The sequence below is a fragment of the Granulicella sp. WH15 genome, from assembly GCF_009914315.1.
Taxonomy (GTDB): domain Bacteria; phylum Acidobacteriota; class Terriglobia; order Terriglobales; family Acidobacteriaceae; genus Edaphobacter.
In genome coordinates, this window is sequence record NZ_CP042596.1 from 2,710,838 (window position 1) to 2,736,974 (window position 26,137).

General features: G+C 63.8%; 21 protein-coding genes. 11 read left to right on the top strand and 10 right to left on the bottom strand.

The genetic code is table 11. From position 1 onward, the window contains the following. Positions 1 to 20 precede the first annotated feature (20 nt). The 4 genes from FTO74_RS11280 (at position 21) to FTO74_RS11295 (ending at position 7,828) form a co-directional block, all read left to right on the top strand. The gene (locus FTO74_RS11280; protein ID WP_162538243.1) at positions 21 to 4,217 is read left to right on the top strand and encodes a sodium/solute symporter; all 4,197 of its coding nucleotides are present in this window, start codon (positions 21 to 23) and stop codon (positions 4,215 to 4,217) included. Positions 4,218 to 4,508: 291 nt separating this feature from the next. Further along, positions 4,509 to 5,183: a phosphate signaling complex protein PhoU gene (gene phoU, locus FTO74_RS11285; RefSeq protein ID WP_162538244.1), complete on the top strand. Its 675-nt coding sequence runs from the start codon at positions 4,509 to 4,511 to the stop codon at positions 5,181 to 5,183. Between the two features lie 166 nt (positions 5,184 to 5,349). Next, positions 5,350 to 6,354 (top strand): tagatose 1,6-diphosphate aldolase, encoded by a 1,005-nt coding sequence (locus tag FTO74_RS11290; protein WP_162538245.1) that lies wholly within the window; start codon positions 5,350 to 5,352, stop codon positions 6,352 to 6,354. A gap of 169 nt (positions 6,355 to 6,523) precedes the next feature. Further along, positions 6,524 to 7,828, top strand: a complete 1,305-nt coding sequence (locus FTO74_RS11295; protein WP_162538246.1) for a POTRA domain-containing protein — start codon at positions 6,524 to 6,526, stop codon at positions 7,826 to 7,828. 11 nt (positions 7,829 to 7,839) lie between these two features. Here FTO74_RS11295 and guaA read toward each other — a convergent pair whose 3' ends face one another. The 3 genes from guaA to leuS are packed head-to-tail and all read right to left on the bottom strand — an operon-like array spanning position 7,840 to position 12,932. Next, a complete protein-coding gene (gene guaA, locus FTO74_RS11300; protein ID WP_162538247.1) occupies positions 7,840 to 9,399 on the bottom strand; it encodes a glutamine-hydrolyzing GMP synthase in 1,560 nt (519 codons plus the stop codon). 30 nt (positions 9,400 to 9,429) lie between these two features. Then, complete coding sequence (locus FTO74_RS11305) at positions 9,430 to 10,380, bottom strand: hypothetical protein (protein ID WP_162538248.1); 951 nt, start codon at positions 10,378 to 10,380, stop codon at positions 9,430 to 9,432. Then, a complete protein-coding gene (gene leuS / locus FTO74_RS11310) occupies positions 10,380 to 12,932 on the bottom strand; it encodes a leucine--tRNA ligase (RefSeq protein WP_162538249.1) in 2,553 nt (850 codons plus the stop codon). The genes FTO74_RS11305 and leuS overlap by 1 nt, the downstream gene beginning before the upstream one ends. A 117-nt stretch (positions 12,933 to 13,049) precedes the next feature. On the opposite strand from leuS, the gene FTO74_RS11315 reads away from it, so the two are divergent. Beyond that, positions 13,050 to 13,496: a rhodanese-like domain-containing protein gene (locus FTO74_RS11315; protein WP_162538250.1), complete on the top strand. Its 447-nt coding sequence runs from the start codon at positions 13,050 to 13,052 to the stop codon at positions 13,494 to 13,496. Positions 13,497 to 13,520: 24 nt separating this feature from the next. On the opposite strand, the gene FTO74_RS11320 is transcribed toward FTO74_RS11315, so the two are convergent. Together FTO74_RS11320 and FTO74_RS11325 are read right to left on the bottom strand one after the other, a co-directional pair. Next, positions 13,521 to 14,180 (bottom strand): class I SAM-dependent methyltransferase, encoded by a 660-nt coding sequence (locus FTO74_RS11320; RefSeq protein ID WP_220399004.1) that lies wholly within the window; start codon positions 14,178 to 14,180, stop codon positions 13,521 to 13,523. 73 nt (positions 14,181 to 14,253) lie between these two features. Further along, positions 14,254 to 15,123: a deoxyribonuclease IV gene (locus FTO74_RS11325; protein WP_162538251.1), complete on the bottom strand. Its 870-nt coding sequence runs from the start codon at positions 15,121 to 15,123 to the stop codon at positions 14,254 to 14,256. A 246-nt stretch (positions 15,124 to 15,369) separates the two neighbouring features. On the opposite strand from FTO74_RS11325, the gene FTO74_RS11330 reads away from it, so the two are divergent. Continuing rightward, positions 15,370 to 15,612, top strand: coding sequence for a hypothetical protein (locus FTO74_RS11330; protein WP_162538252.1), 243 nt, complete (start codon positions 15,370 to 15,372; stop codon positions 15,610 to 15,612). A gap of 87 nt (positions 15,613 to 15,699) precedes the next feature. Here FTO74_RS11330 and FTO74_RS11335 read toward each other — a convergent pair whose 3' ends face one another. Both FTO74_RS11335 and FTO74_RS11340 read right to left on the bottom strand, forming a co-directional pair. After that, positions 15,700 to 16,872, bottom strand: coding sequence for an oxidoreductase (locus FTO74_RS11335; protein ID WP_162538253.1), 1,173 nt, complete (start codon positions 16,870 to 16,872; stop codon positions 15,700 to 15,702). A gap of 60 nt (positions 16,873 to 16,932) precedes the next feature. Further along, a complete protein-coding gene (locus FTO74_RS11340; protein ID WP_162538254.1) occupies positions 16,933 to 17,649 on the bottom strand; it encodes a FliM/FliN family flagellar motor switch protein in 717 nt (238 codons plus the stop codon). Between the two features lie 124 nt (positions 17,650 to 17,773). Here FTO74_RS11340 and FTO74_RS11345 point away from each other — a divergent pair, with 124 nt between their 5' ends. The 5 genes from FTO74_RS11345 to FTO74_RS11365 all read left to right on the top strand — a co-directional run bounded on the left by FTO74_RS11345 (position 17,774) and on the right by FTO74_RS11365 (position 21,791). Then, positions 17,774 to 18,736 (top strand): hypothetical protein, encoded by a 963-nt coding sequence (locus FTO74_RS11345; protein ID WP_162538255.1) that lies wholly within the window; start codon positions 17,774 to 17,776, stop codon positions 18,734 to 18,736. Positions 18,737 to 18,781: 45 nt separating this feature from the next. Next, positions 18,782 to 19,549 (top strand): ribonuclease HII, encoded by a 768-nt coding sequence (locus FTO74_RS11350; RefSeq protein WP_162538256.1) that lies wholly within the window; start codon positions 18,782 to 18,784, stop codon positions 19,547 to 19,549. Next, complete coding sequence (locus tag FTO74_RS11355) at positions 19,540 to 20,265, top strand: PIG-L family deacetylase (protein WP_255462205.1); 726 nt, start codon at positions 19,540 to 19,542, stop codon at positions 20,263 to 20,265. The genes FTO74_RS11350 and FTO74_RS11355 overlap by 10 nt, the downstream gene beginning before the upstream one ends. Before the next feature lie 68 nt (positions 20,266 to 20,333). Then, positions 20,334 to 20,954 carry a pyridoxamine 5'-phosphate oxidase gene (gene pdxH, locus FTO74_RS11360; RefSeq protein ID WP_255462206.1) on the top strand — a complete coding sequence of 207 codons (621 nt, stop codon included), beginning with the start codon at positions 20,334 to 20,336 and terminating at the stop codon, positions 20,952 to 20,954. A gap of 18 nt (positions 20,955 to 20,972) precedes the next feature. Next, entirely contained in the window at positions 20,973 to 21,791 is an 819-nt protein-coding gene (locus FTO74_RS11365; RefSeq protein ID WP_162538257.1) for an EcsC family protein, read from the top strand. A 580-nt stretch (positions 21,792 to 22,371) separates the two neighbouring features. Here the strand turns inward: FTO74_RS11365 and carB are convergent. Genes carB through FTO74_RS11380 form a run of 3 tightly spaced genes read right to left on the bottom strand, consistent with a single transcriptional unit; the run spans position 22,372 to position 26,135 of the window. Beyond that, positions 22,372 to 25,659, bottom strand: a complete 3,288-nt coding sequence (gene carB / locus FTO74_RS11370) for a carbamoyl-phosphate synthase large subunit (protein ID WP_162538258.1) — start codon at positions 25,657 to 25,659, stop codon at positions 22,372 to 22,374. 13 nt (positions 25,660 to 25,672) lie between these two features. Further along, complete coding sequence (locus FTO74_RS11375; RefSeq protein WP_162538259.1) at positions 25,673 to 25,936, bottom strand: type II toxin-antitoxin system RelE/ParE family toxin; 264 nt, start codon at positions 25,934 to 25,936, stop codon at positions 25,673 to 25,675. Continuing rightward, positions 25,923 to 26,135 carry a ribbon-helix-helix protein, CopG family gene (locus FTO74_RS11380; protein ID WP_162538260.1) on the bottom strand — a complete coding sequence of 71 codons (213 nt, stop codon included), beginning with the start codon at positions 26,133 to 26,135 and terminating at the stop codon, positions 25,923 to 25,925. The genes FTO74_RS11375 and FTO74_RS11380 overlap by 14 nt, the downstream gene beginning before the upstream one ends. Between the last annotated feature and the right edge of the window lie 2 nt (positions 26,136 to 26,137).

Consider the following 26,137-nt stretch of genomic DNA (forward strand, 5'->3'; position numbering starts at 1 on the left):
CGCTATAAACTAACCCCCACATGCCCGTGCCGCTCGCCGCCACCCATCTCTCCCCATTCGACCTCACCCTGGTCGCCCTCTACCTCGTGGCCATCACCATCTTCGGCCTGCGCTTCAGCAAACGCGCCACCACCGGCCAATCCCTGAAGAGCTACTTCCTCGCCGACAACGTCATCCCCTGGTGGGCCATCGCGCTCTCCATCGTCTCTGCCGAGACCAGCACCCTTACCATCGTCTCCATCCCCGGCGTCGCCTTCGCGGGCAACTTCGGCTTCCTGCAAGTCGTACTCGGCTACATGCTCGGCCGCATCGTTGTCGCGGCACTCTTCCTGCCGCGCTACTTCCAGGGCGCGATGCTCACGGCCTACCAGCTCATTGACCAGCGCTTCGGCCCCGTGCTCCACAAGGTAACCGCCGGGCTGTTTCTGCTCACCCGCGCCGCAGCCGAGGGCGTTCGCGTCTTCGCCATCTCCATCGTGGTCGGCATCGCCATCGGCACCGGCGATACTTTGTCTATTGCCATAATTTCTGCTCTGACACTTCTCTATACCTTCGAGGGCGGCATGGCCGCAGTCATCTGGACCGACGTCGTTCAGATGGCGCTCTACATCGGCGGCACCGTCGTCGCGCTCATCACGCTGGGCCATCAGGTCCCCGGCGGCTGGAGCGCCATCCACGCCCTGGCCGCGCCCGCCCACAAGTTCACCATGCTCAACTTCGCCTTCAACCTCACCAGCTCGTACACCTTCTGGGCGGGCGTCCTCGGCGGGACTTTCCTCACGATGGCCAGCCACGGGACAGATCAATTGATGGTGCAGCGGATGCTCGCCGCCCGTAGCCTGCGCGAGTCGCGCCTCGCCCTGCTCTCCTCGGGAGCAGTCATCTTCGTCCAGTTCACGCTCTTCCTGCTCATCGGCGCGGGCCTCTGGGTCTTCTACGGCCAGCACCCGGCCACCTTCCGCACCAACGACTACATCTTCCCCACCTTCATCGTCCGCCAGATGCCACACGGCATCGCTGGCCTGCTCGTCGCCGCCATCCTCGCGGCGGCCATGTCCAACCTATCGGCCGCGCTCAACTCCCTCAGTTCTACAACCGTCGTCGACTTCTACATGCACCTTCGCCCCCACGCCGCCGACCGCGAGCGCACCGTCGTCAGCCGCGTCTCCACCGTCCTCTGGGCCGTGGTGCTCTTCGCCATCGCCGTCTACTCGGTCCACGCGGGCGGCAAGGGCCACGTCGTCGAGACCGGCCTCTCCATCGCCTCGGTGGCCTACGGCGCGCTGCTGGGAGTATTCCTTCTCGGCACGCTCACCCGCTACGCCACCCAGTGGGGAGCCATCGTGGGCATGGTCTGCGGCTTCGCCTTCAACTTAGTGCTCTGGCTTTATCCCGGCCGTATTCTGTTCTCAGGCTATTTCTACACTCCAACCGCTCAAGAAGGCTGGGGACATCCAACCATTATTGCCATCCCACACATTGCCTTCACCTGGTACGTCTTCCTTGGAGCCATCGTCACCTTCGCCATCGGCTCGGCGGCCAGCTTGATCCTGCCCAAACCCCGCCGCCAAGCCGTGACCGCGCTCGCCGTCGTCCTGCTGCTGATGGCGTCGCCGCTGGCCCGCGCCCAGGCTTACAACTTCGCTCCCGTCTCCGACCTCATCAACACGGCCATCGCCCAGAAGAAGCTCCCCGGCGCGATCGCCGTCATCGGCCACAACGGCAAGGTCGTCTTCGAGCAAGCCTACGGCGTCCGTAAACTAGCGGGCGAACCCGGCCCCGACGGCAATCCCTCCCCCGCCGAGCCTATGACCGAAGACACCGTCTTCGACATGGCCTCGCTCAGCAAGGTGCTCGTCACAACAACAGCGGTGATGCAGTTGGTCGAGCAGCACAAGCTCGACCTCGACACCCCCGTCGCCCGTTACCTGCCCGCCTTCGCCCAGAACGGCAAGGACCGCATCACCATCCGCCAGCTCCTCACCCACTACTCCGGCCTGCCCGAGGACGTGGACCTGAAGGACGCCTGGGGCCTCGCCGCGCCCGACAAGGCCGAGGGCATCCGCCGCGCCATGGCCGCCATCCCCTACGGCCCTCCCGGCCTCACCTTCAAGTACTCCGACATCAACTTCATCACCCTCGGCGCACTGGTCGAAGTCACCTCCGGCCTCGACCTCGACGTCTACGCGCAGCAGAAGATCTTCCTGCCGCTGGGCATGATTCACACCACCTATCACCCCCTCTCACCTCCCTTCGGGTCCATCGTAGTTTCGCCGTCGCAAGCTGCCCCGAACACCGTTGCCATCGCTTCCAGCACCGTCCCCGCCGATAGAGCACGCCCCGCCATCTCCATCGCCGACGTAGCCCCCACGGCCCACGATGACGAAGGCACAGCCGCCACCAACTCCGACTTCGGTCGCCTGCTCCGCGGCACGGTCCACGATCCCACCACCCGCCGCATGGGCGGAGTCGCCGGGCACGCCGGGGTCTTCTCCACGGCGCACGACGCCAGCCTCTTCGCCCAGGCGCTGCTCGACAGGCTCCTCCACAACACCGGCCCGTTCCCCCTCAGCCAGCGCAGCCTGCAACTGATGACCATCCCTAACGAGCCGCCCACCGCCCAGACCGGCGCGACCATCTTCACCCCCGACGGCCAGCCCACCAAGGGCGTCGCCTCCCACGGCCTCGGCTGGGACATCAACACAGCCTTCTCGCGCCCACGCGGCGAAATCTTCCCCATCTCCACCACCGCCAGCCCCGGCTCCTTCGGACACACTGGCTTTACCGGCACCAGCCTCTGGCTCGACCCAGCCTCGAACACCTACGTCATCCTACTGGCCAACTCCATCCACCCCAAGGTCGGCGCGAGCATCTCCCCCCTGCGCGGCCAGGTAGCCACCGCAGCCGCCCGCGCTCTGGGCCTCGGCCCCAACAACGCACCACCGGATGAACGCAGCTTCAACCACCTCATCGACCTGGTCCCCGCCCCTACCACCCTCACCGGCATTGACGTGCTCGAGCAGACCCACTTCGCCGCCCTCCACGAAGCCGCCCTCCGCCACGGCGGCCAACTCCGCATCGGCCTGCTCACCAACCAGTCCGGCCTCGATGCCCAGGGGCGCCGCACCGTCGACGTGCTCGCCCACGCGCTCCCCGAGATCCAGCTCACAACCCTCTTCTCGCCCGAGCACGGCCTCTACGGCCGCCAGGACACCGAGCACCTCGCCGCCGAGCAGGACCCCCTCACCCACCTGCCCGTCATCAGCCTCTACGGCCCCAAGCCCTCGGACAAACACCCCAAACCCAATGACTTAGACGGATTAGACGCCGTGGTCATCGACCTCCAGGACGCCGGAGTCCGCTTCTGGACCTACGAGACCCTCGTCGGCTACTTCCTCGAAGCCGCCTCCCACGCCCACCTCGAGATCATCCTCCTCGACCGCCCCAACCCCATCGCGGGCGCGGTCGAAGGCCCCATCTCCGACTATGGCTTCGAGTCCATCTACACCGACTTCATGCCCATCCCCGTCCGCCACGGCCTGACGCTGGGCGAGCTGGCCCGCTACTTCAACGCCAACGCCTCTGAACTCCCCATCACCGGCGAGATCCCCGCCACTAAACCCGCCCCCGGCCTCCACGCACAGCTCACCGTTGTCCCCATGCGCCACTGGACCCACGCCATGTTCTGGGACGAGACCGGCCTCCCCTGGACCAACCCCAGCCCCAACCTCAAATCCCCTGCTGCCAACGTCCTCTACCCCGGCATCGGCATGGCCGAGCAGACCAACATCTCCATAGGCCGCGGCACCGCCACCCCCTTCGAGCACCTGGGTGCGCCGTGGATCGACGCCCGCCAGCTCGCCGACTACCTGACCGCCCGCCAGATCCCCGGCATCGCCATCACCCCCACCACCCTCACCGTCGCCGAGGACCAGAACCACTACCCCAGCCACGGCCAGACGATCCCCGGCATCGCCTTCCGCGTCACCGACCGCAACCGTCTCGACTCCTGCGAGCTGGGCCTCGAGATCATCGCCGCGCTGCATAAGCTCTACCCAGCCCAGTTCCGCATCGGCCAGGCCAAAAACCTCATCGCCAACGCCGCCACCCTCGCCGCCCTCACTCGCGGCGACGATCCCCGCGCCATCAACGCCACCTTCCAACCCGCGCTTCAGAACTTCCGTACCCAGACCCGCCCGTACCGGATGTACCCCTAAGCGAGAGACAAGAGCAAGGCGAAACGGGGAAAAAGGGATAAAAAAGATAAAGGCGGATAAGGCAAAACAAATCAAGACGGATTAAGACAAATAGGGATAAGTGAATGAGAATCGGACGAGAGTAAATGGATTGTTTTATCTCTCTTATCCTTTTTATCCCTTTTTCCCCGTTTCGCCTTGCTCTTGCCTTTGCCTTATTTACAGAGGCCATAGAGTCCCAAATCAGGTTCCCCGCTCCCTAAGTCTCAAATATTCATTACTTCCCAACGGCTCTTGCATCACAATAGAACAATGCCGCGGATTAATTTTCACCAGCAACTGGCAGCCCTCAAGGACAAGCTCCTCGCCATGGCCGCGCTCTCCCAGCAGGCGCTCGAGTTCTCCGTCGAGGCCTACCTGAACCGCGACCTCGGCCTCTGCGCCCACGTCAAGGAGATCGAGGCCGCCATCAACGCCGCCGAGACCTCGGTCGACGAGATGGCCTACGATCTGCTCGCCAAGGAGCAGCCGATGGCGATCGACCTGCGCTTCATCCTCTCGGTCATCAAGATCAACGGCGACCTCGAGCGCATCGGCGACCAGTCCTCAAACATCGCCCAGCGCGCCATGGCGCTCGACGACAAGCCCGCCATCTCCCTGCCCGTCGATATCGAGGAGATGGGCTCGAAGGTCGGCGTCATGATCCGCAGAGCCATCCAGGCGCTGCTCGAGGCCGACGCCAAGCTAGCCGAAAACGTCATCGCCATGGACGACGAGATCGACGAGATGAACCGCAGCGTCCAGACCGAGCTGATGGAGGTGATGCAGCAGCATCCCCAGGTCGCCGAGCAGAGCCTGAACGCCATCATCATCAGCCGCAACCTCGAGCGGGCGGCCGACCACGCCACCAACATCGCCGAGGACGTCATCTTCTGGATTCGCGGCTCCGACGTCCGCCACAAGTTTTCCCTGTCGCAGGAAGAGTAAGCCCCTTCGGGGGCTGCTCCCTCAGATCGTCAATTAACCGTCAAAATCGCTCATCTCCCCGGCTTTCCCCCTGTCCGAGTACCGCCCGAAAGTTCCAAGACTCTCCCGCCGCCGTATACAATCTCCCCGAAGACCGAATTGTTTCAACACAGGAGAAGTTCCGCTTATGAAGCCGACCCCCGGAAAAATCGCAGGCCTCAAGGCCGTCTCGGACGCCCGCGGCGTCATCGCAGCCGCCGCCATGGATCAGCGCGGCTCGCTGCAGAAATCCCTCTCCAAGGAGCGCGGCAGCGCCGTCAGCGCCGACGACCTGGCCGAGTTCAAGACCCTCGTCACCGACGTCCTCACCCGCCACGCCTCGGCCATCCTGCTCGACCCCGAGTTCGGCCTCGAGGCCGCGAAGAACCGCAACTCCGCCGGCCTACTGCTCGCCTATGAGAAGACCGGCTACGACGCCGCCACTCCCGGCCGCCTGCCCGACCTGCTCGACGTCTGGTCCGTCCGCCGCCTGAAGGAAGCGGGCGCGGACTGCGTCAAGATCCTGCTCTACTACACCCCCTTCGAGAAGACCGCCGTCAACGACCTGAAGCACGCCTGGATCGAGCGCATCGGCGACGAGTGCATCGCGCACGACATCCCCTTCTTCCTCGAGTTCGTCGGCTACGACGCCGAGGGCGGCGATGAGAAGTCCCTGGCCTACGCCAAGAAGAAGCCCGAGATCGTCTCCGGCTCCATGGCCGAGTTCGGCAAGGCCCGCTACAACGTGGACGTGCTCAAGGTCGAGGTCCCGGTCGAGATGGCCTACGTCTCCGGCACCAAGAGCTTCAAGGGCGAAGAGGCCTACACCCGCGCCCAGGCTCTGCAGCACTTCCGCGATGCCGAGACCATGACGCACAAGCCCTTCATCTACCTCTCGGCGGGCGTCTCGAACCCCACCTTCATCGAGACCCTCGAACTGGCGGGCGAGTCCGGCACCAAGTTCAACGGCGTCCTCTGCGGCCGTGCCACCTGGAAGGACGGCATCCCGATCTACGCCAAGCAGGGCGCGGCGGCCTTCAAGGAGTGGCTCGAATCGACCGGCGTCGAGAATATCGGCAACGTCAACAAGGCCCTCGAAGCCGCTACCCCCTGGTACACCAAGTTCGGTGCATCCTCGCTCGCCGAGCTGTAACCCCAATCCGCTCTTCTCCAATGCCGAGGCCATCGCCTCGGCATTGGCATTTAACCTGCAATGGGCTTGCCGCCTACCCGCGTCTCCGGTAAGCTGACACCACGCTCACTCCAATCAGCAATATCCTTCCAACCTGAACCCCTCAGAGCCGTATTCAGGAACTGTATTCATGCTAAGTTTTCGCCTTGTCCCGCTCGCTCTTCTGTGCCTCTCCGCCACTTCTTTCGCCCAGACTTATACAGCCCAGCGTGTCCAGTTCAGCGAGATGGGTAGCTTTACCCAGAAGCAGTTGGAGGATGCGTCCGGCATCCACGCCGGAACCAGCTTTACTGCAGCGGATCTTAACTCCGCCGCCCAGCGCCTCGCCAACACCGGCTACTTCAACGATGTTGGCGCCACACTCGACGGCAAGACCTCAGCCATCACGGTCCAGTTCAGCGTCAAGCCCACCCCGCTCGACCATATGCTGCACGTCGGCTTCGAAAACTTCATCTGGCTCAGCCACGACGAAATCGAAGCCGCCGTCAAGGCCAAGGTACCGCTCTTCATCGACCGCTTGCCCGAGAACAGCCCCCATAACGAGGAGATCAAAGCCGCTCTCACAGAGGCTCTCGCTGCCAAGTCGATCAACGCCGAGGTCCACTACGACACCTTCGAGCCGACTCTCCGCCACCCCGAGCGCGCCGTGACCTTCAGCATCGACAGGCCAACGATCCGGGTCGCCAATATCAAACTCGCCGGTGTAACGCCCGACCTCGTGCCTCTCGTCCAGAAATCCGTCAATTCGACCGCACGCACCCGCTACACCGAAGGCCCGGCGGACGTAACCACGGCCAATCGTATTCTGGCTCCACTGCTGGATGCGGGTTACGCTCAGGCAACACTCACGGACGTTGTCCCGGCTCCCACGACGGCGGCCGACGGCTCGATCGGCATTGTCCTATCGGCGAAGCTGGACGCGGGCGAGGTCTTCCACGTCTCCGGCATCACCTACGCGGGAATGCCCTTATTCTCCACCGCTGACTTTAATGCCGCGACGAAGATACACCCGGGTGATCTGGCCTCGCGCACCGCCCTGATCGCGTCTCTCGCGCCCATAGACGCCGCGTACCGCCGCAAAGGCTACATGGATGTGGTCATCGAAGCAACGCCCACCTTCGACACGACCGCACATCAGGTCGCCTACACCGTCAGCGTCCAGCCGGGCGAACCCTACCGGATCCACGAGGTCACCCCAAACAATCTCGACCCTGTCGCTCGCGGTGACTTCGATCGCAACTTCCTCTTGAAGCCCGGTGAGATTTATAACCCCGAGTACGTAGCAGGCTTCATCAAGAACAACACCGCGCTACGCTCGTTCGAGGGCTACTCCGCCAGCTTCAAGGCCTACGCGGACCCCGACACCCACACCGTGGATCTGGTCATCAACTTCATCAGAACCGCTCGCCCGACCGCTGCCGGAGGTGGAGAGTAAGGGGAATTCCCTTACTCCCACTCAATCGTTCCGGGCGGCTTCGATGTAATGTCATAGACCACGCGGTTGATGCCCCGCACTTCGCTGATGATCCGGCTCGAGATCGTCCGCAGCAGCTCATACGGCAGCGGAGCCCAGTCCGCCGTCATGCCGTCCTCGCTCTCGACCGCGCGGATTGCGCAGGTGTTCGCGTACGTCCGCTGGTCGCCCATCACGCCCACCGACTTGACCGGAAGCAGTACCGCAAAGCTCTGCCACACCTGCTTGTACAGCCCGGCCTTCTTGATCTCGTCCACGACGATCTGGTCGGCTTCCTGAAGAATCGCGACCCGCTCCGCCGTCACCTCGCCAAGAATCCGCACCGCAAGCCCCGGTCCGGGGAACGGCTGGCGATCGATGATCTCGTCCGGCATCCCCAGGTCACGCCCAATCCGGCGCACCTCGTCCTTGAAGAGGTCGCGCAGCGGCTCGATCAGCTTCAGCTTCATATCCGCCGGCAGACCGCCGACGTTATGGTGGCTCTTGATCGTCTGCGACGGCCCCTTCACGCTCGAGCTTTCGATCACGTCGGGGTACAGGGTTCCCTGCACCAGCCACGCGATCTCCTCGCCCGAACTCTTCTCGGCCTCGAAGATCTTCTTGGCCTCGTCGTCGAAGACGGCAATAAACTCGTTGCCGATCACCTTGCGCTTCTGCTCGGGATCGGTCACGCCCGCCAGCTTCGACAGGAACCGCTCCGACGCATCGACCGCGACCACGTTCAGCCCGAGCTGCTCTCGCATGGTCGACTGCACCTTGGCAAACTCGTCCTTGCGCAGCACGCCGTTGTTGACGAAGATGCACGTCAGCCGGTCGCCGATAGCCCTGGCCACCAGCACCGCTGCCACCGACGAATCGACTCCGCCGCTGAGCCCACAGATGGCGTGCCCATTGCCGACCTGCTCCTGCACCCGCGCCACCGTGCTCTGGATAAAGTGCTCCGGCGTCCAGTCAGCCGAGCAGCCGCAGATGTCGATGGCGAAGTTCTTCAGCAACTCCATTCCCTGCCGTGTGTGCGCGACCTCGGGATGAAACTGCACGGCGTAGATCTTCCTCGCCTCATTGGCGATACCCGCCACTGCACTCGCGGTCTTAGCCGTCAGGGCAAAGCCCGCAGGCAGCTCCACCGCGTGATCGCCGTGCGACATCCACACATCCAGCTCGGCCGGAAGCCCGTGGAAGAGCGGTGTCTCGGCCACGACGGACACTGTCGCATGGCCGTACTCGCGCTGATCCGCACTCTCCACCCGTCCGCCCAGGTGGTGCGTGATGAACTGCAATCCATAGCAGATGCCCAGCACCGGCGCACCCAGCTCCAGCACCTTCGGGTCCGCCGCCGGGGCGTCCGCGTCGTACACCGAGCAGGGGCCACCCGAGAGCACGACTCCCTTCGGGTTCAGCGCCTTGATCTGCTCCAGCGAGGCCGTGCACGGCAAAACCACGGAGAAGACGTTGAACTCACGTATCCTCCGCGCAATTAGCTGCGTATATTGCGAGCCAAAATCCAGAATGACAATCGTCGAGGTATCCACCTAGTTAGTGTAACCGGTGCGAAGTGCCCTTTATACCTCGTAAACCCGCCATAATTCCAGATAAGCGACCAGCCGGGCCACATGGAAGAAGTCCGAGGCCACCACGTAAAACACCCCGGCTCCAACCCACCACCAGAACAGAAACTCCGGCGTCGTCACGCTCTCAAAGGGTAGCGGACAGGCCGAAAAGACCATCGCCAGCACGATCAGCGCGATCTTCACGATCCCCATCACGAGGTTGATCTCGACCAGCTTGCCCTTCACCGGCCCCAGCTCGGTCGCGGCCTTCAGCGCCCCGGCGACGCCCAGCCCACGCTTCATTGCCAGCAGCGGAGCCATGGAGAAAGCCCAGCTCACCGCGCCCCACAGGACGAACAGCACCAGGCTCGAGATGATTACCAGCGCACAGTAACCCACCAGATTCGGCTCCTGTGCCGCCGCGATGGGACCTTCCACGCACACCCGCGCCGCCGTCCGCAGGCACCAGAACCACAGGCCAAAGCTGGCTACGAGGGCCACCATGCGGATCGTCTGCAACACCATCAGGGTCGCGGGACGCCCTTTGAGAGCCGGATCGGCACGCCGCAGAACCAGCGTCCGGCCCAGCGACGAAACGACGATCCACACCGCCACCAGCAGCGGCGCGAGCCACGCGGCAATATGTAACAAATCCGGTAGCACAACTCCCGCAGCCGCCGTAAACCGGCTGACCACGCCCATGGGGTCGGCGGTCAGCGCACCGACCGGATCGCCCATCAGTTTGCGGTCCAGCCCCAGACGAGTCAGGTCGAAGCCGTCGCCGGTGTACCGCACCAGCACCCGCTGGACCTTCACAAGCACCAGAGCCAGCGCAGGCGCGCCGAAGATCCAGCGCCACGCGATCTCGAGCCCCGTCAGCGACGGATGCTGCCAGCATAGCGTCAACGTCCGCACGAACGACTGCGTCCCCCGAACCTCTCGGCTTGCCTGCGAGGTCGCCACTACTTCACGACCAGGTTGACGAGCTTGCCCTGCACCACGATCACCTTCACGACGGTCTTGCCCACGACGCGGCCCGTCACCTTCTCGTCCGCGACCGCGGCTTCCTTGATCGCGGCCTCGTCGCTGCCCGCGGCCAGCCGCACCACGGTGACGAGCTTGCCGTTCACCTGCACCGGCACCTCGATCTCGTCCTCCTTAGCCATCTCCTCGTTCGCAACCGGCCACGGCGAGCGGAAGACCACGCCGCCGTCACCGACCTGCTGCCACAGCTCCGCCGCGAGATAAGGCGCAAAGGGTGCGATCAACTGGACCAGCACCCGCATCGTCTCGCCCCATATCTCGGGGCTCGTGGAGGCGACCTCCGCCTCAACCAGATACGCCTCGTTCACCAACTGCATGATGGCCGCGATGGTCGTGTTGAAGTGCCAGCGCCCGTCGAAGTCCCAGGTGATCTTGGCGATGGTCTGGTGCGTCTTGCGCTGCAGCCTGCGCGCGGCATCACCGGGTTCGCCGCCCTCGCCAGCAGCGGGAGCACGCCGCACCAGCGTATACACGCGGCTCAGGAAGCGCGAGATGCCCGCGACGCCTTCCTCCTGCCACTCCAGGTCGCGATCCGGCGGGGCCGCGAAGAGCGCGTACATCCTCGTCGCGTCCGCGCCGTAACGCTCGATCATCAGGTCGGGCGAGATCACGTTGCCGCGCGACTTAGACATCTTTGCGCCGTCCTTGATGACCATGCCCTGCGTGAACAGACGTTCGGCAGGCTCATCGTTCACGATCAGGCCGAGGTCGCGCATCACCTTCGTCCAGAAGCGCGAGTAGATGAGGTGCAGGATCGCGTGTTCGACGCCGCCGATGTACTGGTCGATCGGGAACCAGTAGGCCACCTTCTCGGAGTCGAACGGAGCCGTCGTGTTCTTCGAGTCGGTGTAGCGGTAGAAGTACCAGCTCGAGTCCACGAAGGTATCCATCGTGTCGGTCTCGCGCCGGGCCGTTCCGCCGCAGGTCGGGCAGGTCGTATTCACGAACTCGGGCACACGGCCCAGCGGCGAGCCGCCCTCCTGCGTGATGGCGATCTGTTCAGGTAACAAAATCGGTAACGAATTCTCCGGCGCCGGCTGAGGCTGCTCGGGGTCGCACTTGCCGCTGGTGCAGTAGACCATCGGGATCGGCGTTCCCCAGTAGCGTTGGCGGCTTACGCCCCAATCTTTCAGGCGATATGTAACCGTCGGAGTGCCAAATTCGCTGGCCTTCGCGAAGGCGGCCATCTTCTCCTGAGCCTCAAGGCACGCCATGCCGGTCCACTCACCCGAGTCGATCAGCACAGCCTCTGCTTCGCCGGTATAAGGCAACGCGGGCTCTTCTGTTGCTCCAGCCGGAGCAATGCTGCGGCGAATGGGCAGGCCATACTTCGAAGCAAACTCGAAGTCGCGCTCATCGTGCGCCGGAACGCTCATGATCGCGCCCGTGCCGTAGTCCGCAAGGATGTAATTTGCAACCCAAACAGGTACTTGTTCGCCGTTGAAGGGGTTCACCGCGAACCGTCCCGTGGCCACGCCGTGCTTTTCGATAGCGCCGATATCCCCGGCCTCGCGGGCAGCCTTCTGCTGCGCCAGCATCTCTTCAATCTGCGCGGCCAGCTCGGGATTAGTCGCGGCAAAGGCCTTAGCCACCGGATGCTCCGGGGCAAGCTGTACCGAGGTCGCGCCGTAGATCGTGTCCACGCGCGTCGTGAAGACCTTCACCGTCTCGCCCGAGGCCACGACGTTGAAGTCCACGAAGGTGCCCTCGCTGCGCCCGATCCAGTTGCGCTGCATCGTCCGCACCTTCTCGGGCCAGCCCTCGAGCTTATCGAGCCCGTCCAGCAACTGGTCCGCATACTTGGTGATGCGCAGGAACCACTGGGTCAGGTCGCGCTGCTCGACCAGCGTGTCCTCGTGCCGCCAGCAACGGCCGTTGATGACCTGCTCGTTGGCCAGCACGGTGCAGCACTTCGGGCACCAGTTCACCTTGCTCTTCTTGCGGTAGGCAAGGCCCGCCTCGAACATCTTCAGGAAGAACCACTGGTTCCAGCGGTAGTAATCCGGCAGGCAGGTCGTCACCTCGCTCGACCAGTCGAAGCTCATACCCAGGCGCTGGAACTGCTTGCGCATGGCCGCGATGTTCGAGAGCGTCCACTCCCGCGGCGGCACATGATTCTTGAGCGCGGCGTTTTCGGCAGGAAGCCCGAACGCATCCCAGCCCATCGGATGTAGAACGTTGTGGCCACGCATCCACATGAATCGCGCCAGCGCGTCGCCGATGGCATAGTTGCGCACATGCCCGATGTGCAATTGCCCGCTCGGGTACGGCAGCATCTCCAGGCAGTAGTACTTCGGCTTGCCCGAGTCGTGCGGCTCGGCGGCGTAGAGCGTCTCGTCCGCGTCCCAAACAGCCTGCCATCTCGGCTCGATCTCGGCCGGTGCATACCGCTGCGCTCCGCCCTGCTCGGCAGATGTTTCAATCGTCGTAGCGGTTTTCCCGCCGTTTTCATCTAAAATTTGCTCACTCATCGCATCTTCATTGTACCGCTCGGCTGTAACTTCCCTGCTACGCATGGCTTACATCAAAGAATCCTGAGAGCCTCGGCGACAATCACACATGCAGGCAGTAATTAAGGAGCACAGACCGTGACCCTCGCCCTCATCATCCTTGCCCTCATCCTCGTCGCCGCGCTGCTCGTCTGGCGCAAACGTGTCCGCGACCGGGAGGAGCTGGAACGCTACACCGTCTCCCCGCAGGAACTCGCCCGTATGCTCAAATCGAACCCCGACGTTCTCCTGCTGGACGTCCGCTTGCCGCTCGACCTGCTGGCCGACTCCACCATCATCCCCGGCGCGCAACGCATCGCACCCCAGGAGATCCTCGCCAACCCGGAGCTGGTGCCACAGGATAAGGACGCCATCGTCTACTGCACCTGCCCCGGCGACAAGACCAGCCGCAAGATCATCGGACGCGCCCTCAGCCTGAACTTTACCCGCATCAAGCTGCTGCGCGGCGGACTGGGCGCATGGAAAGAGAACGGCTTCCCCGTCGAGCCGTACACACAGAGCTTTCACCTGGACACCCTGCGTTGAAACACCCTTGCACTTTGCTTCGGCTTAGATCCGCTTAATGGTCGCCAGCCAGGCCGACGCTCCGTTATCGTGGATTCTCGTCTGCATCCGGCCCGGTTTTATGGAGGCGATCTGCCATCCGCTGCCGGGTGGGAACGCCGCTATCAGCTCTTCCCGGCGGACGGGGTGCGGGCCGACACCCGGCCCCTCGTCGCTGAAGCACAATACATACAGGGTTCCGCCCTGCTCGGCTACCGATGCCAGACTTGCCACATACTCTGGCCGCTCGTCCGCGTTGAAGGTGTGGAACAGCGCGCAGTCCAGTACCGTCCTGAAGCTGCGGTCCAGACGTTCCAGATGGAGCGCGTCCGCCACAGCAAACTCCGCCTTGACCCCACGGTCGACAGCCTTCTTCCGGGCCATCGCCAGCGCCGTCTCGGCTACGTCGACTCCCAGAACCGGCAGTCCCATCGCGGCGGCAAGAAGAGAGTGCTCACCGGTCCCGCAGCCTACATCGAGCACCGCTCCGGCAAATCCGCCCTCGGATGCCAGCCGAGCGATCTCCGGCTGAGGCTGACCAATATCCCAGGGGGCAGGGCCGTTGTGGTACGACGCATCCCAGGGCACTCCCGTCATCCGCTCGTGGCTGGTTGGGTTCCGGCCACCGAATGGATCGTCAGCGAGGGTTTCTGATCGCTCTGACAACTTAGCCCCCTTCCTGCAACGAATCTGGCGGCCTCATCCTAGCACGCAGCTCTACAGGGTTGGAAGAGTTCTCTCAGCCCGCAGCCAGCGTCCTCAGCACGCCCACATTCCGAGCCTCATCTCCCGGCGCATCCACCGGCGTCTCCGCGATAAACGCCGCGCCTGCAAACCGCTTATCGTGCAGCAGTCTCCGGAACGCCTCCGCCCCGATAGTCCCCTCGCCGATATGCTCGTGCCGGTCCAGTTTCGACCCAAACGGAGCCTTGGCATCGTTGCAGTGCCACACCTTCACCGCGTCGAAGCCCACCGTGTCGCCCACCAGCTTCATCGTCTCGATATAGCCGTCGGCCGAGACGATATCGTACCCCGCCACATGAACATGGCAGGTATCGAGGCAGACCGCCACCGGCGCGCAGGCCTTCAGACACTCCACCAACTCGGCCACCTGCTCCAGCTTGCCGCCGAGCGAAAACTCCGCGCCAGCCGTGTTCTCGATCAGGATTCTAAAGTCGTGATCCTGCCACGGCAGCCCGTCGATGGCCCGTTCGATGGACTCCGCCGCCAGCCGCAGCCCCTCATCCCGCGTCAGCCCCTTCCAGCTTCCCGGATGCAGCACCAGATACTCGGCCCCCAGCGCCAGCGCACGCTCCACCTCGCCCCGGAAGGCGGCCGTCGCGTTCACCCGCACACTCTCGGTCTGGCTGCACAGGTTGATGAGGTAGCTGGCGTGGATCGCCACCGGCCCGATGTCATGCTGCGCCCGCAGCGCCTTCATCTTGGCCGCGTCCTCCGGCTTCACGGGAGCCGCCTTCCACTGCCGCGGGCTCGAGGAGAAGATCTGGAAGGTGTTCGCCCCAGCCTCCACCGCCCGGTTCACTGCCGTCCAGGCCCCGCCCGTCGTTCCAAGATGCACACCGATCCGTTTACGCTTGTCATTCGCCATTCCTCCAGCTTAAATGCGTCGCGGTGGTTCCGGCTATCCACAACAGCGGTTGCTCAAAACTCGCACACGCCGCCAAGTCCCGGCACGTCCGCCGATGAGGTGGATGTTGGCCGGTATTCTGCGCGAAAGTTGTCAGCAGTCCGCAACTTTCGCTATAAATTACACGTCTTTACTCATGCGCGGCACACTCACACGATGCCGCGGCGGGCTTATTGTCTTTTCGAATGAAATGACTGGAGCATTACCATGTCTCTGTTCAAGCCTTCTACCACTCTTCTCCTGCTTCTGGCCGCCACCACGGGCTGCAACGGCTCCCACCTACCCAACTTCGCGCATACCACGGGCCTCCGCGGCACCGTCCGCGACACCGGGCCGCTGGTCACCAACCGCGCCGAGATGACCGGCTACGATCCCCACAACCACGTCGACGTGCCCGCGAACTCGCCCCGACTGGTGCCGGCCACGGAGCAGCGACGATATCGCCATTAGAGTGATGTCCTTTGGGGAAGAGATTCCCTCAAACAGCAAAACGCGGCTCCGGAGACCAGAGCCGCGCTTCACAAAATTGAACGCCGGTTAGTAGACGTCCCGCTGATACCGCTTGTCCTTCTTCATCGCCGTCAGGTATTCGTTGGCGTGTTCCAGCGTGCCGTTCGAACCCTTCGCGATCACGTCCAGCAGAGCCAGTTCCACGTCCTTGGCCATCCGGGTCGCGTCGCCGCAGACGTAGAAGTAAGCTCCGCGCTCGAGCCAGTTGTACAGCTCCGCAGCCTGTTCCTGCATACGGTCCTGCACGTAGACCTTCTTCGCCTGGTCGCGCGAGAACGCCGTATCCAGCCGCGTCAGCACGCCTTCCTTGTGCATGGCCTCAAGCTCGTCCTTGTACAGGAAGTCCAGCGCCGCACGCTGCTCGCCAAAGAACAGCCAGTTGTCGCCCGGCTGCCCGGTGGCCTTGCGCTCCTCAAGGAACGAGCGGAACGGAGCAATGCCCGTTCCCGGCCCGATCATAATCACCGGAGCCGACGTGTCCTCCGGCAAACGGAACTGGTTGTTCGCGTGCAGGAAGATCGGCATCCTGCCGCCTACCGGAGCGCGCTCGCCCAGGTGCCCGCTCGCCAGCCCCTGGCGGTTGCGTCCGTGCGCGTCGTAGCGCACCACGCGGACCGTGGTCTGCACCCCATCCGGGTGCATCGCCTGGCTGGAGGCGATTGAGTACATCCTCGGCGTCAAACGCGCCAGCACCTGAAAAAGCTGCTGCGGAGCCGTGATCGTCCCCGGAAAGTCCGTCAGCAGGTCGATGAACTCGCGCCCGTAGCAGTACTCCTCGGCCCGAGCCTTGTTGTCCGGACCGGCCATCGCCTTCAGGCCCTCGACCGTCGGGTTGAGCTTCGCCAACTGGCCCACACTGCTGCGCGTCAGCTTGCCGATCGCCAGCCGCGTCTCCAGCGCCTCGAGCAGCGAAATCTCGACCTTGTAATGATCCAGAACGCGCTCGTCGCCCTTCGCGCCCAGCGCCTTCAGCACCTCGGCCACGGCCTCTTCGCGGTTGGTCGGGATGATGCCGACCGCGTCTCCGGGCGTGTACTCCATGCCCTCTTCCAGAGACAGTTCAATGTGCCGGGTCTCCTTCTCGGAGCCCTCCGCCGTCAGCAGCTCGTTCACTCGCACATCGGCGATAAAGGGGTTGTTCCTGGTATATTTCTGCGCATGACCCGCACCCGCGGGCGCGGTCTCTAACGTTTCGCTCATTCGTCCATATTAAGCGATTTGCTGCCCTTTAGGCGATATCTCCGACAAAAAGACTCCGATTTAGAACTGCGCCTGCGACTCCCTCAGCCTCCGGGCCGGCTCGGCCAGCTTCGTCAGCTTCACCCCGTAGTAGCCTCGCACCGAGATCAGCTCCCCGAAGGCCACAATCCTGCGGCCCACCAGAATATTGACCGGCGCGTGGACCGCCCGCTCCAGCACGATCGCATCCCCCGCGGTAAGGTCCATGATCTGGTGCAGCAGCATGGTCTTCGAACCGAAGCAGAGCGACGCGGGCAGACGTATGTCGTTCAAGGTGTGATCCGCATCGGTGTCTCCCTCGGCCAGCACCCCTCGCGTCTTCCCGTATAGTTGCACCATCTCCGCCGCGCCTGCCGACTTCCTCTGGAAGCCGCTGATGCGCACGCCCAGATAACTCCCCGCCGGCTCGAACGAGACGTTGGCCAGAAAGACCTCCTCAGCCAGCAGAGGCACGTCGTCCCGCGACAGCCACGAAGAGAGCATTACCTGACCCTCCCGCAGCTCGACCAGTTCCTTCAGAGAGAGCGGCGGCAGCGGAATCGTAACCACCAACTGCACCGGCAGCCGCGAACAGACCTGCCAGCGCTGCTCTTCAACAGGGCGCGCAGGCACCTGCTCCTGAGGCTGCTCCGCTCCCTCCGTGCCCCCGCTGAACGACGCCAGCGCGCTGCTTGGCTCGACACCCACCAGAGCCGCCCCATTTGCTGCTGAATCCACCGCGCCAGCGATCCCGTTCATCCCCCACTGCCTCCACTGTTTACAGACTTGAGAGCAATCCAAAGACCTTCTCGTTCGACGGGCCGTTAGACGGATCTAATCTCTCCCCGCCGCGCAAGGCCGATAACTTGCACTGACTCCCGGCATGGATCAACAAGCTCAACAAGATCAGCAGCCCGGTCAGCCCCTCGACGCTCCCTTCAGCCCGGCCAGTGCAGCCGAAGCCGCCGAGCCCGTCAACTTCGCCGATCGCAAGTCCATCAACGCCGAGCAGATGGCCATGCTCTTCGGCCTGAACCAGGCGTTCTCGCGCTCGCTCAGCCTCAAGCTCTCGGCCTGGCTCGGGGCCTCGATCCGAATCTCCATGACCGCGGCCGAGCGCTGCCTCTACCAGAACCTGCTCGAGACCATCGCCATCGAGTCCTCGCACTTCGGCCAGTGCCGCTTCCGCTCACCCGACTCCCGCGTGCTCTTCGCGCTCGACCTCGCGCTGGTAGAGCCGGTCGTCAACCTGGGCCTCGGCGGCCTGACCGACATCACCGGCACCGGAGCCAAGCGCGATATCACCCAGATCGACATTGCCCTCGTGAACATCCTCTTCTCCATGATCTGCGCCGAGATGAACCACATGTGGATCACCTGCAAGCTCGTCGCCGACTTCGAGTCCGAGGTGCCGCGCGCCAACGCCGCCCGCTTCTTTACGCACTCGGAGAACGTTCTCTCCTTTATCTACGAGGTGCAGATCGGCAACATCCAGGGCACCTTCCAGATGGCCTTCGCCACGGCGGTCTCGGATGTGGTGCTCCGCGAGATCGACCGCCATGACAGCCAGCGAATCCAGCCACCCGCCACCCGCGAGATCCTCGAGCGCCGCCTTAGCGAGGTAGTCCAGCCGGTGACGCTGCGGCTCCCTCCCTTCCGCGTGCTGGCGTCAGCTATCACACAGTTGCAGCCCGGCCAGATCCTCAAATCCAATCTCGCCCGAGCCACGCCCTTCCGCTTCGCCGCTCCTCCGGGAGGCCCAGTGTGGGAGGCTACGGCGGTAGTCGTCGACAGCCGCGTCTCCGCCCGGCTCGAACGCAGTTGCCCCTCGGAACTGCCGAATTAATCGCGACTCTGCCGGGTGCCAGATGGCGCGCTGTAAACTCTAAGAATGGCATCCACCGCCAATCCCGGCCAAACCCGCAAAAAGACGTTCGCCAAGGCCGCCGACAAGCAGAAGATGCTGAAGCAGCTGGTGTGCAGCGACGCCCCTGAGCAGGCGCTGCGCTATCGCGGGGCACGCTCTATCGCCGGGGTGGACGAGGTGGGACGCGGAGCCCTCTTCGGCCCGGTGGTCGCCGCCGCCGTCATCCTGCCGGAGAGCATCTCCATACTCGCCGATGCCGGGCTCACCGACTCCAAACAGCTCACGCAGGAGCAGCGCGAGTCGCTCGACCAGACGATTCGCGGCATGGCCATCGCCATCAGCGTGGCCGAGATCGACGCCGAGACCATCGACCGCGTCAACATCTACCAGGCCACCCGGCTGGCCATGCTGGCCGCCGTCGCCGGGCTCTCTGTGCAGCCGGACCATCTGCTGATCGACGCCATGCGGCTCGACCACCCCTGCGCCCAGACCCGGCTCATCTACGGCGATTCGCTCAGCCTCTCCATCGCCGCCGCCTCCGTCGTAGCCAAAGTTCACCGCGACGCTCGTATGTGCGAGCTGCATGAGCGGCACCCCGAGTACGGCCTCAGCTCGCACAAGGGTTACGGCACGCCGGAGCACCGCCGCGCCCTTATCGCCCACGGCGCGACGCCGCTCCACCGCCGCAGCTTCGCGCCGGTCCGCGCCGTCTGCCCCGAGCTTGAGCCTCAAGCCAGCAGTGAACTTCTGTTTGAAAACTTTAATAATCTGGAGGCCGCAGTTTGGGATTGAAGCTGATGTGTGTCGTAGCCCACCCGGATGATGAGTGCTATGCCTTCGGCGGAGCACTCGCTCTGGCCGCCTCGCAGGGAGTCGAGACCTATGTCGTCTGCCTGACCGACGGACAGGCCGCCACCAATCGCGGCTGCTCCTCTAGCTGCGAGGAGCTGGGCCGTATGCGCCGCGAAGAGTTTGCCAACTCCTGCAAGGTGCTCGGCGTGGCCCGGCACGAGCTGCTCGACTATCAGGACGCCCAGCTCGAGTTCGCCGAGTTCTCGGTCGCCGCCGGTCGCATCGTCGAGCGCATCCGCGAGTTCCGGCCCGACGTCGTCGTCACCTTCGGGGCCGACGGCGGCATGAACACGCATCCCGATCACACGATGGTCTCGGCCATCACCACCGCCGCCTACCACTGGGCCGCCAGCGCCAAACGCTTCCACGAGGCTGGCCCCACGCACCACGCCAGCCGCCTCTTCCACGTCACCACGAACTTCTTTATGGAAGAGCGCGCCGCCCCCATGCCCGCCCCGTGGACGCTCACGCTCGATATATCCAGCGTCCTGGCGCTCAAGCAGGAGGCCTTCGCCCAGCACGTCTCGCAGGCTCCCCTGATGGAGAAGACCCGGCACATCTTCGAAAAGCACGGCGACACCGAGGTCTACACCCTGATGGCCACGTGCGATCTGCGGGCCGCCCAGTTCAGCACAGACATGTTCGACGGGCTGTAAAACACTTTCACTGCCATCAAGCCTGCTTACGCTGTAGACTTGCTGATCTAGAAGACTACAGTTGGAGTATGACGATGGAAGTTATCGAAGGACGTTGCGGCGTTCCGCTGGACCAGGCGCTCGATCCCTTTGCCCTGTTCCGCCGCTGGATGGACGACGCCAAGCACTCGGAGTTGAACGACCCGAACGCCATGTCGCTGGCCACGGCCACGCCTGACGGCAGGCCCTCGGTGCGCATCGTCCTGATGAAGCGTCTCGACGAGCGCGGCTTCTCCTTCTACACCAACGGCGAGAGCCGCAAGGGCCAGGAGCTGCGCCACAATAGCCACGTCGCGCTCTGCTTCCACTGGAAGTCGCGCCGCCGCCAGGTCCGCATCGAGGGCACGGTCACCGAGCTGCCCGGAACCGACGTCGATGCCTACTTCCGCCAACGCCAGCGCATGAGCCAGATCGGCGCATGGGCCTCGAAGCAGAGCCAGCCACTCTCCAGCCGCGCCGAGCTGGACCGACGCACCGCCGAGTTTGAAGCGCGCTTCCCCGACGTGGTGCCGCGCCCGCCGCACTGGACCGGCTTCGTCGTCTGGCCCGAGCGCATCGAGTTCTGGCAGGAGGGCGACTTCCGCTTGCACAGCCGCTGCGTCTTCCTGCGAGAGGGCAATGGCTGGGCCAAGGAATCGCTTTACCCATAACCGGCGTAATCTGAACGTATGGAAGTTCTCACTCCCCCAGCCCTAACCGCACAGGACAAGGCCCGCCTTCGCATCGCCGTCGAAGAACTCGAGGGTCAGAGCTTTGCCATGGCCGTCGCCGCCAAGGTCGGGATGCCGGTCGAGGCTCTGCTCCGTATGCTGCCCGCCACGGCCCGCGACCAGGTCTCGCTGGCCGTGGACAAGGCTCTCCGCCACTGTCTGCGGGTAGCCCTGGTCAGCAGCTCGGCCACGCCGTGGAAGCGTGCCCACACCCTGGCCACCGCCGTCACCGGAGCCGCCGGAGGCTTCTTCGGCCTCGCCGGGCTGGCCGTCGAGCTGCCCGTCACCACCACAGTCATGCTCCACTCCATCGCCGAGATCGCCCGCTCCCACGGCGAAGACCTCAGCAACCCCGAGGCCTCGCTCTCGTGCCTTGAGGTACTGGCCCTCGGAGCCGACGGTCAGAAGGGCGACGTCGTCGACAGCGCCTACTACGCCACCCGCGCCGCTCTCGCGCAGGTCACCCGCGACGCGGCCTCCTACGTCGCCCAGAAGGGCGTAGCAAAAGAGGGAGCACCAGCACTGGTCTCCTTCCTCACCAAGATCGCCGCGCGCTTCGGCCTCGAGGTCAGCGAGAAGGCCGCCGCCCAGATGGTCCCGGTCGCCGGAGCCGTCGGCGGGCTGGCCCTGAACATCATGTTCATGCAGCACTACCAGCAGCTCGCCGAAGGCCACTTCGCCGTCCGTGCCCTCGAGCGCAAGTACACCCCGGCCCTCGTCCAGGCCGAGTACGCCCTGATCCTCGAAGCCCGTATAGCCGCTAAGGCAGGACGATAGCATTCCCCTATTCCGAATTTGTGGCTAAGCTCAGCACGCGAAGCGTCCAAAGCCGCACGAAGTACCGGTCTTTCGAATACAACACGAAATATATCGGAGCGAGGGCGGCCTTGCTGTTGCTTGTTTTCTTGGTTGTCATTCAGGAGCGAAGCGGAGGAATCTGCTTCTGTTGTTGTCTTTGCCGTTGCTTCTGGGGTAGGTCCGGGCTTTAGCCCGGACATCCAAGACCAACCCCAGACGCGGGCTTTAGCCCCCGAGGTATGCTTTCCTCAACTCAGCCACAATCCTACCCTAGGAAAGCGCTGAAGGCGCGCCCTATACCAGCCTAGGGCGAAGCCCTAGGTAACCGAATGGAGCAACAGAAGAGGGCTGAAGGCCCGATCTATCCCTGCCACAAACCTGTCCTGCCGGACGGGCCCGCTACGCGCGGGGCGGTCACTTCGTGACTTTCATACTTGTCTGGGTAATTTAAAAGCAAAGGTCCTCCCGCTGGTCGGAAACGAAGAATGCTCGCTTCCGACCAACGGGAGGACCGCAGAAGACAACTCCCCCATACCGCCCCGAGAACGGCACGAAGTGCTTAGGCAGTGACGGGCGCGTGCTCCGCATGAAGCGTCTGGAGCGCCACAACGCTCAGCTCGCCCTTCTGCAACGCGGCGATCCCCTCAGCGGCAGCCCGAGCGGCAGCCAGCGTCGTGATCGTCGGGATGCGAGCCAGCACAGCAGCCCGGCGGATCGCCTTCTCATCGAAGAACGTATCCTGTCCGCGCGGCGTATTGATAATCATCTGGATGCGCTCGCCCTTGATGTAATCGACCACGTTCGGGCGGCCTTCCTTCACCTTGTAGACGCGCTCCGGTTGAAGCCCTGCGGCCTCGAGCACCAGCGCCGTGCCATGAGTGGCAACCAGATGGAAGCCCATATCCTGGAAGCTCCGCGCCAGCTCGACCACACCTTCCTTGTCGTGGTCGTTGACCGAGAGGAAGATCGTCCCACGCATCGGCAGCACCTGCCCCGCCGCGATTTGCGCCTTGGCGAAGGCCTCGCCGAAGTTATCGGCCACGCCCATCACCTCGCCGGTGGACTTCATCTCCGGTCCCAGCACCGTGTCCACGCCGGGGAACTTGCCCCACGGGAAGACCGGCGACTTGACGAAGAAGTTCGAGCCCGTATCCAGGTCACGCCCGCTGGCCACATACTCCGGCAGCAGATCCTTCAGCTTGCGCCCGACCATGATGCGCGAGGCGATCTTGGCCAGCGGCACGCCCGTTGCCTTCGAGACATACGGCACCGTACGCGACGCGCGTGGGTTCACCTCAATCACGTAGACCTTGCCGCGCTGGATGGCGAACTGGATGTTGACCAGACCCATCACATCGAGCGACCGCGCCAGCTTGCGGGTGTAGTCGCGGATGGTCTCCTTGACCTCATCGGTCAGGTCCACCGACGGCAGCACGCAGGACGAATCGCCCGAGTGAATCCCGGCTTCTTCAATGTGCTGCATGATGCCCGCGATCACGACATCGTCGCCGTCGCAGAGCGCATCCACGTCGCACTCGGTCGCGTCTTCGAGGAAGTGGTCGATCAGCACCGGCCGCTCCTGCGAGTACTCGATGGCCGAGCCCATGTACTTGATGATCGCCTCGTCGTCGTACGCGATCACCATCGCGCGCCCGCCCAGCACGTACGACGGCCGCACCAGCACCGGGTAACCCACACGGTTCGCACCCGCCAGAGCCTCTTCGACCGACGTAGCCAGAGCGCCCGCAGGCTGCGGAATCTCGAGCTGCTCGATCAGTTTGCCGAAGCGCTTGCGATCTTCAGCAAGGTCAATCGACTCCGGCGACGTGCCGATGATGGGCACGCCCGCCTTCTTCAGCGGCAGCGAGAGGTTCAGCGGCGTCTGCCCGCCGAACTGCACGATCATGCCGATCTCCGCGCCAGCCGCGGCCTCGTGCTCGTAGACGCCGAGCACATCTTCGAGCGTCAGCGGCTCGAAGTAAAGGCGGTCGCTGGTATCGTAGTCGGTCGAGACGGTCTCCGGGTTGCAGTTGACCATGATGGTCTCGTAGCCGTCCTCGCGCAGCGCGAAGGCCGCGTGGCAGCAGCAGTAATCGAACTCGATTCCCTGCCCAATACGGTTCGGCCCCGAGCCGAGAATCAGGATCTTCTTCTTCGTGGTCGGCGCTGCCTCGTCCTCTTCGTCGTAGCAGCTATAGAGGTAGGGCGTGTAGCTCTCAAACTCCGCCGCGCAAGTATCGACCAGCTTGTAGACCGGCAACACGTTGAGCTGCTTGCGCAGCGCCCGCACCGCAGCGGTGCCCTCGGCGCCGGTAAGCCCCCAGCCCGCGGCCAGCCGCTCGTCTGAAATTCCCATACGCTTGGCCGTCCGCAGCTCTTCGGCGGTAACCTCGTTCATCGGCTTCCCGGCGATGGCCTTGATCTCGTCGGTGATCTGCTTGATCTGATGCAGGAACCACGGGTCCATGCCGGTCATGCGCGCGACCTCGCGCACCGTCATGTTGCGCTCGAAGGCGTAGCGGATGTAGCTCAGGCGATCCGGATGCGGCGTTACCAGACGCTGCGTCAGGCGGCGCGGCTCGATATCGTCGGCGGTAGCTTTCTTGCCGGTCTCGAGCGAGCGCACGGCCTTCATCATCGCTTCCTTGAAGGTCCGGCCGATGGCCATGACCTCGCCCACCGACTTCATCTGCGGTCCAAGACCCTCGTCCGCGCCGGGGAACTTCTCGAACTGCCACTTTGGAATCTTGACCACCACATAGTCGATGGTCGGCTCGAAGCAGGCCGGAGTGGCCTTGGTGATGTCGTTCTGCAACTCATCGAGACTATAACCAACCGCCAGCCGCGCCGCGATCTTCGCAATCGGGAACCCGGTGGCCTTGCTGGCCAGCGCCGACGAGCGCGAGACACGCGGGTTCATCTCGATGACGGTCATACGGCCGTTCTGCGGATTCACGGCGAACTGCACATTCGATCCGCCGGTCTCGACGCCGATCTCGCGAATGACGGCGATGGCGGCGTTACGCATGGCCTGATACTCGCGGTCGGTCAGGGTCTGCGCCGGGGCCACGGTAATGGAGTCGCCCGTGTGCACGCCCATCGGATCGAAGTTCTCGATCGAGCAGATGATGATGACGTTGTCGTTCAGGTCGCGCACGACCTCCAGCTCGTACTCCTTCCAACCCAGCACCGACTCCTCGATGAGGCACTCGGAGACGGGCGAGAGGTCGATACCGCGCGAGAGAATATCCGTCATCTCCTCGCGGTTGTACGCGATGCCGCCGCCCGAGCCGCCGAGCGTGAAGCTGGGACGGATCACCGCCGGGAAGCCGATCTTGGCAGCAAACGCCAGTCCGTCCGAGACGTTGTTGACCAGCTTCGACTGCGGCATGTCGAGTCCGATCTTATTCATCGCGTCCTTGAACAGGAGACGGTCTTCGGCCTTCTTGATCGCGTCGAGCTTCGCGCCGATCAGCTCGATGCCGAGCCGGTCGAGCACGCCCGCATCGGCCAGATCGACCGCGAGGTTCAGCGCGGTCTGTCCGCCGACGGTAGGCAGCACGGCAAAGACGCCCTTCGCGCCCGAAGCCGTCAGCATCTCCATCTCGACCCGCAGAATCTCTTCGAGGTAGGTGGCCGTCAACGGCTCGATGTAGGTACGGTCAGCAACCTCCGGGTCGGTCATGATGGAGGCCGGGTTCGAGTTCACCAGCACCACCTCATACCCCTCCGCCTTCAGCGCCTTGCACGCCTGCGTGCCCGAGTAGTCGAACTCGGCCGACTGGCCGATGACGATCGGGCCGGAGCCGATCACTAGAATCTTCGCGATGTCATTCCTGCGTGGCATTCTCTATTCCGATCTAACGATAAACTTCCCTGCGATGCCCCACCTGAAGTACCAGGACGATGAGGACATCCTGCCGTATGTCGCAGATGACGCGATAGTCACCCACACGAAATCTCCAAAGTCCGCGAAACTCCCCTGCAAGCGGTTCGGCGAGAGCCTTTGGGTCTTCCGACGAACTCACACGCTCGCGGAAGAAGGCCAGAATGCGTTCCCGTACGGGCTTGTCCAACTTGAGCAGCGCCCGCTCCGCAACATCGGTGAACTCAGTCCGCCACACTCGATCGCCGCTCCATCTCTTCCTGCGAGATCGCGTACTTGGATTGAGAGAGAGCGGCAATGCCCTCAAGGTAATCTTCGCGATCTTCTACAAATCGCTGGATCGCCTCGTGAGCGAAGAAGCTCTTGCTGACATGCGTGTCAGCCGCGAGACGCTCCAACCGTGCTTCCAGTTCAGGTTCAAGCTGGACTTCGATCATTG